This window comes from Sphingomonas bacterium (assembly GCF_903644135.1).
Classification (GTDB): Bacteria; Pseudomonadota; Alphaproteobacteria; order Sphingomonadales; family Sphingomonadaceae; genus Sphingomonas.
Genome location: NZ_CAHJXA010000045.1, coordinates 1 through 12,196, shown reverse-complemented (window position 1 = coordinate 12,196; position 12,196 = coordinate 1). Strand labels below are relative to the sequence as shown.

The following is a 12,196-nucleotide window of genomic DNA, read 5'->3' as shown; positions in this document are numbered from 1 at the left end:
GTTGGTGACGAGCCGCGCTATCGCCGCCTCCCTGCCGTCGCACACGAGGACGGGATCGGTTCTGTCTCTCCACCAAGTGTTCTGATGAAGCACCGTACAGAAGCAGGTCAGATCCTCTTCCCCGACCCAAAACCATACCCCGGCCGGACAGTCGACGCAGGCAACATCGCTGGAAGGCACAGGCAGTTCGAGCTTCTCGAGGTGCTCGATAACATGGCTACGATGTGGGTTGACGGTAAGCCTCCGGTGAGGGCCGTTTCTACGCAGCGTTGAGCAGGGCGACGGGCTGTGGCCAGTTCCACGGCAGCAGCTCAGGCAGCTGGTGCTGGCGCGTGTCGGCGATGTGGGCGAGGACGTCAGCAAGCCAGGCCTGCGGGTCGATGTCGTTGAGCTTGGCGGTGGCGATCAGCGTGTACATGAACGCGGCGCGCTCGCCGCCGCGGTCGGAGCCGGCGAACAGCCATGCCTTCCTGCCGAGCGCGATGCCGCGCAGGGCGCGTTCGGCGGCGTTGTTGGTGAGGCAGATGCGGCCGTCGGTGAGGAACCGGGTGAATGCGGTCCAGTCCTTGAGCATGTAGTCGATCGCGCCCGCGACCGGGTTGTGGCGGGCGAGCGCCGCGCGTTGGGAGCGCAGCCACTGTTCGAGGTCGGCGACGAGCGGCGCCGCGATCTCCTGGCGCATGGCGAGGCGCTCCGCGCCGGGCCTGCCGGTGACGGTGCGCTCGGCGTCGAACACCGCGTCGATGCGCCTGACCGCCTCGGCCGCGATCGGCGAGATTACTGGCGCATCCTTGCGGCGCTTCAGCTGGCTGGCAACATCGGCCAGCTCGAAGAACTTGCGACGCGCGTGGGCCCAACACAGCGCACGGGTGAGCGGCACCGGCAGCCGGTCGGCACGGACCAGGGCGTTGTAGCCGGCATAGGCGTCGGCCTGCAGGATGCCGCCATAGCCGGCGAGGTGCCCGACCGGGTGCTCGGCGCGCCGGTCGCGCGAGTAGCGGAACAGCGCGGCTGGCGGTGCTGGCCCTGCGAACGGCCGGTCGTCACGCACATAGGTCCACAAGCGCCCGACATCGGTCTTGGTCCTGGCCAGCACGGGGACGGTCGTGTCGTCGCCGTGGAGGCGCTCGGCGGCGAGCACGTGCGCCTCGATGAGCAGGTGCAGCGGGCGAAGCACCGCGGCGCAGGCGCCGACCTGGTCGGCCAGCGTCGACAAGCTGAGCTCCACACCTTCGCGCGCGTAGCGATCGCGCTGGCGGTTGAGCGGCTGGTGCGTCCCGAACTTCTCGAACAGGATCATGGCGAGGAAGCTCGGCCCGAACAGGCCGCGCGGGGTGGCGTGGAACGGTGCCGGTGGTTGCGTCACCGCCTCGCACGCCCGGCAGGCGAACCGCTCGCGCACCGTCTGGATCACCTTCCACTGGCGCGGGATCACCTCCAGCGTCTCCGTCACGTCCTCGCCCAGCTTGGATAGCCGGTCCGACCCGCAGCAAGGGCAGCTGACCGCCGCCGCGATCACGACCCGCTCGCGCGGCAGGTGCGCCGGCAGCGGCTTGCGCGATGGCCGCGTCCGCGTGAATGCCGCAACCGTGGTGCCGACGGCAACGCTCGCGCCGAGCGCCTCGTCCTCGCTGGCGCTCGCCTCCAGCTCCTCATAGTCGAGCTCGAGCTGGTCGACGATCAGTCGGCCGCGCTCGGCGCGCTGGCCGTACAGTGCGCGCCGCATCTGCGCGTTCTGCAGCTCGAGAAGCGCGTTGCGCGCTGCCAGATCGGAAGCGGTCGCCCTGGCGAGGGCCGCGTCGGCGACGGCTTCGGCCGCTTCCGCGCGCGCGATGAGGAGGGCCTCCTGCAGGCGCTCGACGCTGTCCGGATTACCCCTGTCCGTCACCCCGCAGCCATAGCACGGAGCACCTCCGCACCCGAGCCGCTATGGCGCGCAAATGACTCAGCCCGCCGCTTGCGGGCGCCAGGTCATGCGCGGATTACGCCAGTCGATCGCCTCCAGCAGGCACGCCATCTGCGATGCCGTGATCGCCACCACGCCGTCCGTTGCCGCGGGCCAGACGAACCGGCCGCGGTCGAGCCGCTTGGCGTAGAGCGACATCCCAACGCCGTCGTGCCACAGCACCTTCACCAGATCGCCGCGCCGCCCGCGGAAGATGTACAGATCACCCGCATGCGGGTCGCGCTTGAGCCCCTGCTGCACCTGCAGCGCCAGTCCGAACATGCCCCGGCGCATGTCCGTGCAGCCGGTCGCCAGCCAGATCCGCACATCGCTGCGGACCGGGATCATCGCCTGAGCGACCGCATCACCGCCGACACCAGCGCGGGCGACGCGTCGCCTGCGATCCGCAGCACCGCCCCGCCAAGCTCCACCACGATCGCCGGCCGCTCGGCCGCGGGCGACGGCTCCGGGCTTACGGTTACCGCCGCGAACGCCGCCACCGCCGGGGCAGCCAGATCGCGCCGCCAGCGATATAACTGGCTCGGACGCAGGTCCGCACGACGCGCGATCGCCGCCACGCTCGCCCCCGGCTCGCACGCCGCCGCCACCAGCGCCCGCTTCTGATCGTCCGACCAGAACCGGCGCCGCTCCACGCCCGAGATCACCGTCACCTGGCTCATCGCACCATCGCTAACACCGGTGCAAACACCGTCGCTTGCACCAGTGCTACGTCAGCCAGCCACCATCACGCGGCAAGGCGGTCGCTACCGGAGGGGTACGAGCGGAAGGTCTGCATTTTAGGTGATATATGGTGGAAGCCGGCCTGACCGCTTTCGGGCAGCGATTAGCGTAAACGGACCTTCGTTCATGTGCGAGCCGGGGGCTGAACGCGCTCGCTGGTGGAGAGCAGCACGACCGCCTTCGAGCACTGAGATGGCGAATGCGGTCGTTGGTCCCGGCGGTGCTGCCCGGCAGCAACGCGCCCTATAATCGGCCGTTCCGCGCCGCTCTCGCAGGGCCTAAAAGCGGTCGTTCATCAGGTGTCAGGATAAGCCGGGAACGCGTTTCGGACCGCCTCGCAAAAAGCTAGCAATGAGCTCGCATCCCTAACTAGCCGCTCGCGAAGCGATCGGGGAAGCTCGAGTTGCACCCCCTCGCCGGAAAGCGTTCGATTACAGACGTTCGCCGGATTGACGCCGGGAAGCTTCTCGTTGACGTCGGTCATGAAACCGGCGTCGCACAGCGAGGCGCCAATCGCGTCGCGCAACGCCACGGCGCGGCCGCCGAGCCAGACCGTCTCAGTCCCGTCGATTTGTCGGCCGTGGATCACGATGGCGGTCCAGGATCTACTAAGGAGATCGATCGCGCTGGGCTCGTCGAATCGATGAGAGGTGATGTGGAAGTCACCGTGACGCCCATCCTTCAGCGCCTCGAAAGCATAGAAGGACAAGTCGGTTTGAGCGATTGCTTCGGCTATCTCTGAGGTGTGCGGCTCAATCATTCCACCGTGCGGAGCAAGGATTGCGATGCGCGTTCCGCGATCTAAGACGCGAATGCCGTAATTGAAACCGAGGCGCTGATTGGCGGCTAAGTCGGCGAATTTTCGGTAGCGATCGGCCATTCAGTCCTGTCCAGTACGCCCGTCACGGCATCAACACCTGCCAAATGAACACCGCAATATTCAACCTTCGGGCAGCAATGTGCCCCATCTCGTTCACTCGGCCGAGTTCTGCCCCGATCCAACTAGCATCCGGCGTAACGCTAGGCACCTGACCGCGTGGGGCGCCGTGCGCGACCCGAGCCGGCGGAACTCGCCCCGGCGGCGATAGAGCAGAGTTCCACGCGAGCCCGAAAAATCAACCCGCGCCAGTGCCTCGGGACGCCAACTACAACCGATCAGGTCGTGATCGATGGCTTGGCGCTCCGACGGGCGCTATACGGTCATCCCTTCCAGCACCCGGAGAGCCCCATGGCCGACAAGAAAACAGTGTTCATCGCGTTCGCGATCGAGGACGAGAAACAGCGTGACCTGTTCAAGGGCCAGTCGCTCCATCCCCGCGCGCCGTACGAGTTCATCGACATGTCGGTGAAGGAGCCATACGACAAAGACTGGAAGGACCGCGTGCGCACCCGCATCAAGCGTTCGAACGGCGTCATCGTGCTGGTCAGCAAGAACTCGCTGACCTCGAGCGGCCAGAAGTGGGAGACCACCTGCGCCAAGGAGGAGGGCAAGCCTGTCCGCGGGATCTGGGCTTACTCGGATGATCGGACGAAACTGGACGGCGTCGCGACGTACACGTGGAGCGACGCCAACATCAGCGGCTTCATCGACACCCTGTAGGAAGACTGCGTGCGCAAGGCCCTCATCGTCGGCATCGACCACTATGACCACATAGGCTCGCTCAACGGCTGCGTGAACGACGCCCACGAGATGCGTGGCATGCTGGCGACGCACGCCGATGGCCGCGCGAACTTCGCCGCCCCAAAGCTGCTGCTCGGGACCGGTCCGGGCGATGTCGTCGGGCGGATGGAGCTCAAGGATGCGGTGCGGGCGCTGTTCGACGACGCCGCCGAGATCGCGCTGCTCTACTTCAGCGGCCACGGCTATCTGGAGGACACCGGCGGATACCTCTGCGCGGGCGACTGCCGGACGGGCGACGACGGGCTGCCGCTGACGGACATCATGACGTTCGCCGAGCAGTCTCGGGCCCAGAACAAGGTTATCATCCTCGACAGTTGCCACAGCGGCATCGCGGGGGAGCGTGCCCGTGCGAGGGGGCTCGCCGAGATCCACGAGGGCATGACCATCCTGACGGCGTCGACGGGCGACCAGGCCGCGTTCGAAGAGAACGGCGGCGGCGTGTTCACGCGCCTGCTGGTCGACGCGCTCGGTGGCGCCGCCGCCAACCTCGTCGGCCACATAACACCTGGCAGCGTTTACGCGCACATCGACCAGTCGCTGGGTCCCTGGGGCGGCCAGCGGCCGGTGTTCAAGACGAACGTGGAATCCTTCGTCTCGCTGCGCGAGGCCATCCCGCCGATCGCGCTCGAGAATCTTAGGGCCCTCGCCACGCACTTTCCATACGCCGCCTACGTGCTCCCGCTCGACCCGTCGTTCGAACCCGAGCGGTCTCCGGAGCAGGCAGCGGACCCGGCCATCGCGCCGCCCGATCCGGCGAAGACCGCCGCGTTCGCCGTCCTCCAGCGCTACGTTCGTGTCAACCTGGTCCGACCCGTCGGCGCGCCGCACATGTGGCATGCAGCGATGCAGAGCAGGGGCTGCGAGCTGACCGTGCTCGGCCAGCATTACCGCGACCTGGTGGCTAAGGGGCTGATATAGCCACCCGATGGCCGAGTCGTGGATCAACGAGGCCCTGGAGGGTCTAATCGAGGAGCTGGCGGCCATCGAACACGGCCGTTGGTCGCGCTGGCAGCGGTACATGCACGGCAAGTCGCAGCAGGCCGAGGACGGGTCGCTGGTGGTTCCGGCCGACCTGGCGGAACGCTGGGCGCGACAGATGCGGACGGAATACCACTCGCTCGAAGAAGCGGAACGCGAGAGCGACCGCGAGCAGGTGCGGGAATATCTCCCCATCATCGCGGCGGCCCTCAAGGCCGCCGACGCGAAGCGGCGGGACGCCTCCAGCCCAGTTGGCGAGCCTTGAGCGGCGAGGACCCGGTGTTCCGGCTAAGGATGCTCCCGGCCGGCGACGGCGACTGCCTCGTGCTGTCCTGGGGCGACGGCGGCCTGCTGCACCACATGGTCATCGACGGCGGCCGCAGGGGCGCATACGCGAGGCTGTCCGACGAGCTGCGATGCATCGCCGACGCCGGCGAGGAATTGGTGCTTTACGTGCTGACGCACGTCGACGCCGACCACATCGAGGGGTCGCTCGCCTACCTCGACGATGTCAACCGACCGCTGCTCCCGAAGGACGTTTGGTTCAACGGCTATGCGCAGATGGTCGAGGCCGGCGTGCGCAGCACGCGCCAAGGAGACGAGTGGTCCAAGGCGGTCGCGAGGCTCCAGCTGCCGCTGAACCGGCACTTCGGGAATGGCGTCGCCTCGATCGATCACGCGCCGGCGGAGATCGACATCGCGGGGCTCAAAGTCACAATGCTGTCGCCTGACGTCGCGCATCTCGCTCGGATGGGCGACCTGTGGAGGCGAGAGCGTGAGCCCAAGCGCCCTTCCGTGGAGGGAATGCGCGGATCCAGGGACGACCGACCGCCTCCAAAGCAGCCGATCATCGTCGAGGACCTCGTGGCCGACGGTCCGATCGATCCCGAGAAGCCGAACGGCTCGAGCATCGCTTTCCTCGCCGAATGGCAAGGGCGGCGCGTCCTGCTCGGCGGCGACGCCCACCCGGACGTGCTGGCGGCCTCGGTGGCGCGACTGGCCGCCGAGGATGGAGGACGACCTACCGTCCACGTCTATAAGGCCTCCCACCACGGCAGCCGGAAGAACACCACAAAGGAGCTGATCGAGCTGCTCGAATGCTGTCAGCTGGCGGTGTCGACGAACGGAACCCACCACGGGCATCCCGACCCGGAGTCGATCGCGCGCTTCCTGCACTTCGGACCCGACGGGCCGAAGACGCTGCACTTCAACTACGCGACCGACTACACCATCCCATGGGCGGATCCGGCACTAGGGAAGGCCCACGGCTTCATCGCGCGGATGCCGGAAGACGAGCCGGGCGCGCTGGAGATCGACCTGATGTCCGACCCATCCGCGCCATGACGGGCGTCCGCAACGAGGCGGCGGCCGACCAGGCGAAGGCGGCGGGCGCATGGGAACTGAGCTGGGGGCAGATATGATGCAGGACGGCGGCGGCGCGGCCGAGGAGACCGCGGGCTACGACTGGTCGGGACTCGCGGACCTGATGATCGACCTGCGGAGGCGGCTGTGCGAGCGTCACCCGCTCGACGTGACGGACCTGCGCGGCTCGTTCGAGGGCGACACGCTGGTGCTGTCGGGCGAGGTCTCGAGCGAGGACTGCAAGGGCGACGCGAAGCGGTTGGCACTCTCGTTCGATGGCATCTTCAAGGTCCGCAACGACCTGGTCGTCGCCGGCTTCCTGGAGGGCGCTAGCGGTTCCGCCGACGAGGACTCCTTCTTTGGGTTCGGCAAAGCCGAGCAGAGCGTGGGATCAAGCGGCGGCGGTGACCGGCGCGGCCGCGATGGTGGGAGCGCACGGGCGCCCCGCTCGCTGAAACCGCCAGCCTGGGTGCGGCGGGAAGGGGCCGGTGTAGAATACGCCTCGGTCCAGCCAGAAGGCGACGCCGGTCCGGTCGAGGTCACGAGGCACCCCGCGATCGACAGCGACGGTCCCCCGCAGCCCGGCGCCACGATCGAGATCATCGTCGATCTGGTGATGGAGCCGCAGCCCGGGCAGGAGCCGGTGTGGCTGGGAGCGTTCGCGGGCGACTGGACCTCGATCGACGTGTCCGTCCAGATAGCGGCGACTTGGATCGAGACAATGGATCCCGCCTCGGCCACCGTTAACATCACGTCAGCCGGACTATCGACGGCGGCGCGGTTCACGTGCCGGGTGTCGGACGAGTACGTCGCCGGCGCCCCCGCCGTGGTGAACGCCTACTTCTTCCACGGGGTGCGGGTCTGCGGTCACGTGTTGACGGATCTGACGGAGAAGGGACGGGTCGCCAATCCATCCGCGGAAGGGCAGCTGGACAAGGCCGCGATCGACGTAGCGCCACCGCCGCAAGCCGCCGCTCCGCCCGTGAAGGTGGTCCCGGGCGCGGCGGGGCCCACGCTTAACGTCACGATCGCCCAGGTCGGAGTGGACGATCAGCTGTGGACTTGGACCGCGCTGGGTCCGGGCCGGACGTCCAGTGGGACGGGGCGGGTCCGCTTCGACGAGAGCCCGAAGGCCTTCGCCGACGCGCTGCTGACCGCCTGCCCGCAGCTCAGCCCGGCAGAGTTCCGTCGCCGCATGGGCGGCGTCGGCGAGGGCATCTGGGATCGGTCCCCAGCCGAGTTCAAGCAGGCTTACGCCGACTGCATCCAGCGGTTCGGCTCCGGATTCCCGATCCAATTCATCAGCGACGACCCACACGTGCCGTGGGAGATGATGACTCCGGTCCTGTCCTCCGTGGCCGCGGACCACCTTTACATCGACCATCCGGTCGCGCGCTGGCCACTGTCCCGCGCTGGCGCAATGCGTTCGGAGTTCCTGACCGGCACCATCCTGTCCTTCGTGCCGGCCTACGCCTCGGGAGGTCTCCCGGCCACAGCTCTGGAAGGGGCGTGGATCGAAGCCTCACTGGGCGCCAGGCGCATGGCGCCGACGAAGCAGGCGTTGCTCGACGTGCTGGACGGCAAGCACGGCAGCCCGGTCCGGCTCATCCACTTCGCCGGCCACGGCCACGCCGACACCGGCGAGCTCGATGGGGGTATCGTACTCCAAGACGGGGTCGTCAGCATGACCGACGTGCGACAGGCCAAGGTCACGGTCGGCAGAACCGACGGGACGCTGTTGATGCTGAACGCGTGCGAGGCCGCCGCAGGCGCGGACCTGCTCGGCATGAGCGCAGGATGGGGCGCGATCATCGCGGCGCGCGAGTTCGGCGGGCTCGTGGCGCCGCTATGGGCGGTGCAGGACGCGAACGCGTTCGCGATGGCCAAGGACATGCTGCCGCAGCTCATCGACGGCAGCGAGACGCTCGGCTCGGCTCTCAGGCAGGCGCGCTCGAAGAACGCGAATTCCTGGGTGGCGTCGCTGGCCTATCTTGCCCACGGCGACGTGATGGCGCGCTTCGTCAGGTTCTGACCAGGCTCGGCACCTCCACTAAGACCCGAGCCGGAACCTGGGTCCGGACCTCGGCGACGAGGTCGTTGGTCGTCTCGGGCGTACGGAGGGACACGATGAGGCTGAACCGCACCGGCACCTCGGCCGGTTCCACCTGCGAACTGGCCGCCCACCAGCCGCGGATCGGGGACACGTTCACCATGCGCCGCTCGACGAGCTGGTAGGCTGGCCCCTTCCAGACGTCGTGGTGGAGCGTGCCGCGCACCCGGTGCTTGCCGAGCATCCAGCCAGCGTCGTCGCCCGAGGGACCGGAGGGGGCAACCGCGCGGTTGACGCGGCTCAGCGCCCGGGCCTCGCTCTCGTCGAAGCGCTGGAAGTCGAACTTGAGGCGGTGGGAGGGGTAGAGCTGCATCCGGTTTAGCCCGGCGCTGTGGAGGTCCGGCTGGACGAAGAACGACAGAGTGCAGCGGAGCTCCACCTCGGTCGATCCCAGCGCGCGCAGCGCCACGTCGGGCCACGGCAGGCGGAACGACTTCATCTCCTTCAGGGTGACGGCCTTGCCCTCGTCGCGCTTGTAGGGCCGGAGCTCGTCCTCGGCGATCAGCGTGAGCGCGTTGCCCGCGCTCCAGAAGATCCGTTCCTCGTCCGGCACGCCCCAGCCGAAGCAGTCCAGGGTCGCGAGCGTCGCGGCCTCCTCCGTACGCCCCTCGGTGACCAGCGACCGGTGCCGCGACCGCATGGCCGGCGTCCACTCGGCACCGTGCACGAGCAGACCGCGCACGGTCTCGGGACGCATCGCGGGATACCGCGCCATCAGCCTGCCGGCGAGCCTGGCCGCCGCGGCGCAAGCGGCGCTGGTGTCGCCGGTCAGCGTGATCGGCATGCGCACTGGATCGTTCGAGGTCGTGGCGACCATGTCGGGTCCGTGCGGCCGCGACGTTGCGCCGCCCGGATCGATCCCGTGGTTGCCGCCCTCCATTACAATATCCGGCTTGTGGGCGCGCACGTCCCAGGCGGTCGCCGTCCGAGAGCGGGGCGAGAGGCCGCCAATGGCGGCGAGAGGTGAAGGCCCGGTGCACTTGCTGGTCAGCGCGCCGACCGACAGGACGTTGAGCGCCTGCGCGGGCGACTGGATGCCGTGCTCCTCGTTGAACGCGTGGTAGGACGACACCTGGTACGGTTCGGTGGGCGTCGAGTGAACGTTGCCGACCGCCACGCAGAACAGCCGCGTGTTGACGCTGTCGTTGAACGCGAGGTCATCCAGCGTGCCGGACGTGGACGTGGGACGGCCGTCCTCGGGCTCGCCGATCGCAGTGGCGGCTAGGCAGTAGACCCGGGCGTGCGCGGCGACCTCTTCGGCGAGCAGGACGCCCCGCCGGATCGCGTCGCGGCCTGGTATCCGCACCGGGCTGCCCGGGCTGAAAACGACCACCGACTCCAGGCCGGTCTCGAGCGCGATGCCCGCGGCGCCCGGCGCGGCCACGTCCAGATCGCCGTATAGGGCGACGCCCGCCATCTTCGAGCCGTGGCCGTCCGGGTCGAACGGATCCCACGCGGGCGCGACCGCGCGGCAGCGGTCGGCTGGAAGTGCCGGCGCGATCAGCGGGTTGGACCGGTTCACGCCGGTGTCCAGCAGCGTGATCCACGGCGCCTGCGGCGGGGCGGGGACGACGCGTCCCGCGATCGAGCGCGCCTGGGCGGTCCGCTGCTGCGGGGGTAGGTCGGCGTGGTCGGCGATGAAGCTGGACGCACCGCGAAGCTCGACCACAGCCGCGCTCCTGGCGATCAGCCGGGAGAGCGCGGCCTTGGTAGCCACGCCGCTGTAGACGAGGATGTCGACGAAGGTGGTCGGCCGGCCCGTAAGCACTATCCCGAGCTGCGCCACCGCGGCCTCGAACGGCAGCCTCATCGAGCTGCGCACCCAGATCTCCCACTCGACCTCGCCCCGGTCGCGCGGGAAGTTCTCGAACGGGTCGGTCCAGAGGTTCTCTATCTTGGCAAGGCTGAACGAGCCGACGCTCTCGAAGAGCCAGAAGTTGCGGGGCCGGTTGCCCTCCTGCTCGTCGGGCTCATTCGCCCGGATCGCGCCGTAGCCGGCGCGGACCGGGGTCTCTACCCACTCCTCGTAGGAATCCAGGTTCCGCTGGAGCGTGCCGATCGCCTTCTCGGTCAGGAAGTACACGGCCTGATCGTGCCCGCGCCGGGCCCGGACGTCCGCGCCGCGACGGACGCTCAACATCTGCATACCCCGGCTGTTGGCGCGCAGCGAGGCGCCGACCACCAGCTCCTCGCCCTCGCGGGACTTGACCGCGACCGTCACGCCGCGGGCGTTCGTGGCGACCCCAACCTCGCGCTGGTCTGCCGCCACCTCGCGGATGTCGTCGGCGAGCCGGGCCAGGTCGCCGCGCAGGCGGCCCGCATGGGCAGCGCGGCCATCGACGGGACGCGGCCGGACCGTGCTGCCGCCGCCGTAGGGCTCGAAGTCCCCGGAGGCCTGTCCGAGGTTGCGGAGTAGAATGTGTCTGTGTCGCGGCATGGCCGCAGGCTAGCATCCAGTCGGCCTACCCGCCAACCGAGTAACTACCGCTTCGGGTGTCCGCGCTCCGCGATCGCGCGCAGCAGCGTGGAGCCGGTCAGGCTGCCGCCGCCCTCCAGCACCGCGTCGCGGGCCGCGTCGTCGGCGGCCGCGACGATCTCGGCCTGGCTCAGTCCGTCAGCGGCCGCGGCCACCTCCGGCCAAGAGACGCCGGCGAGCGGGAACTGCGGCAGCCGCTGGGTGAGAATGCGGCGGACGTGGTCCGGGGGCGGAAGATGGTACGCGACCGTCGCCTCGAAGCGGCGGAAGATGGCCCGGTCCAGCAACTCCTGATGGTTCGTGGCCGCCAGTATGAGACTGCCGGACGAATCCTCGTCCAGGAACTGGAGGAACGAGTTCAGCATGCGCCGAGCCTCGCCGACGTCGTTCTCCGCGCCACGACGGGTCGCGAGGGCGTCGACCTCGTCGAAGAAGTAGACCCCCCGCGCGCCCCGCATCGCGTCGAAGACGATGCGCAGCTTGGCCGCGGTCTCCCCCATGAACTTGGTGATCACGCCGTCGAGCTGCACCGTCAGCAGCGGCAGCCCGAGCTCGCCCGCGATGGCCGCGGCCGTCAGGCTCTTGCCCGTGCCGGGCGGGCCGGAAAGCAGGATCTTTCTGCGGGGCGCGAGACCGCTTGCCGCCAGCAGCCCACGCTCCCGATGCTCGCGTACGATCCTGCGGAGACGCACCTCAACGTCGTCGGCCAGTACGACGTCCGAGAGCCGCGTGGCCGGATAGGACGCCCTAACCAGCGACGCCAATTCGCCGCGCGGCGCGGCGATGGGTGATCGAGTGATCGACCTCAACGACCGAGCCGCGGCGCCGGACTGGGAACGCGACGTCGTCGACGTACGGCCGAAACCCAGCTGCGACCACTTCAATGTGGCCACCCCGCTGGCG

11 protein-coding genes are annotated in these 12,196 nt (G+C 68.8%); 5 read left to right on the top strand and 6 right to left on the bottom strand.

Annotated elements, in window-relative coordinates; translation table 11 throughout:
* Nucleotides 1-259: 259 nt before the first annotated feature.
* The 4 genes from tnpC to HUU96_RS04185 all read right to left on the bottom strand — a co-directional run bounded on the left by tnpC (nt 260) and on the right by HUU96_RS04185 (nt 3,566).
* Nucleotides 260-1,888: an IS66 family transposase gene (gene tnpC, locus HUU96_RS04200; RefSeq protein ID WP_174291604.1), complete on the bottom strand. Its 1,629-nt coding sequence runs from the start codon at nt 1,886-1,888 to the stop codon at nt 260-262.
* 57 nt (nt 1,889-1,945) lie between these two features.
* Entirely contained in the window at nt 1,946-2,293 is a 348-nt protein-coding gene (gene tnpB / locus HUU96_RS04195) for an IS66 family insertion sequence element accessory protein TnpB (RefSeq protein ID WP_174291603.1), read from the bottom strand.
* Nucleotides 2,290-2,625: an IS66-like element accessory protein TnpA gene (tnpA, locus tag HUU96_RS04190; RefSeq protein ID WP_174291602.1), complete on the bottom strand. Its 336-nt coding sequence runs from the start codon at nt 2,623-2,625 to the stop codon at nt 2,290-2,292. Before tnpA ends, tnpB begins: the two co-directional genes overlap by 4 nt.
* Before the next feature lie 356 nt (nt 2,626-2,981).
* Nucleotides 2,982-3,566, bottom strand: coding sequence for a poly-gamma-glutamate hydrolase family protein (locus HUU96_RS04185; protein ID WP_174291601.1), 585 nt, complete (start codon nt 3,564-3,566; stop codon nt 2,982-2,984).
* A gap of 348 nt (nt 3,567-3,914) precedes the next feature.
* Between HUU96_RS04185 and HUU96_RS04180 the strand changes: the two genes are divergently transcribed.
* From HUU96_RS04180 to HUU96_RS04160, 5 genes are read left to right on the top strand one after another with little or no spacing between them, the layout of a single operon-like run.
* Entirely contained in the window at nt 3,915-4,286 is a 372-nt protein-coding gene (locus HUU96_RS04180; protein ID WP_174291600.1) for a TIR domain-containing protein, read from the top strand.
* 9 nt (nt 4,287-4,295) lie between these two features.
* Complete coding sequence (locus tag HUU96_RS04175) at nt 4,296-5,285, top strand: caspase family protein (protein WP_174291599.1); 990 nt, start codon at nt 4,296-4,298, stop codon at nt 5,283-5,285.
* Between the two features lie 7 nt (nt 5,286-5,292).
* Complete coding sequence (locus HUU96_RS04170; protein ID WP_174291598.1) at nt 5,293-5,610, top strand: hypothetical protein; 318 nt, start codon at nt 5,293-5,295, stop codon at nt 5,608-5,610.
* A complete protein-coding gene (locus HUU96_RS04165) occupies nt 5,607-6,689 on the top strand; it encodes a ComEC/Rec2 family competence protein (RefSeq protein ID WP_174291597.1) in 1,083 nt (360 codons plus the stop codon). The genes HUU96_RS04170 and HUU96_RS04165 overlap by 4 nt, the downstream gene beginning before the upstream one ends.
* Before the next feature lie 49 nt (nt 6,690-6,738).
* A complete protein-coding gene (locus HUU96_RS04160) occupies nt 6,739-8,739 on the top strand; it encodes a BON domain-containing protein (RefSeq protein ID WP_174291596.1) in 2,001 nt (666 codons plus the stop codon).
* Here HUU96_RS04160 and HUU96_RS04155 read toward each other — a convergent pair.
* Both HUU96_RS04155 and HUU96_RS04150 read right to left on the bottom strand, forming a co-directional pair.
* Nucleotides 8,729-11,254 carry a S8 family peptidase gene (locus tag HUU96_RS04155; protein ID WP_174291595.1) on the bottom strand — a complete coding sequence of 842 codons (2,526 nt, stop codon included), beginning with the start codon at nt 11,252-11,254 and terminating at the stop codon, nt 8,729-8,731. The genes HUU96_RS04160 and HUU96_RS04155 overlap by 11 nt on opposite strands.
* 44 nt (nt 11,255-11,298) lie before the next feature.
* The coding region (locus HUU96_RS04150) for an AAA family ATPase (protein ID WP_174291594.1) at nt 11,299-12,196 on the bottom strand (898 nt) is incomplete at its 5' end.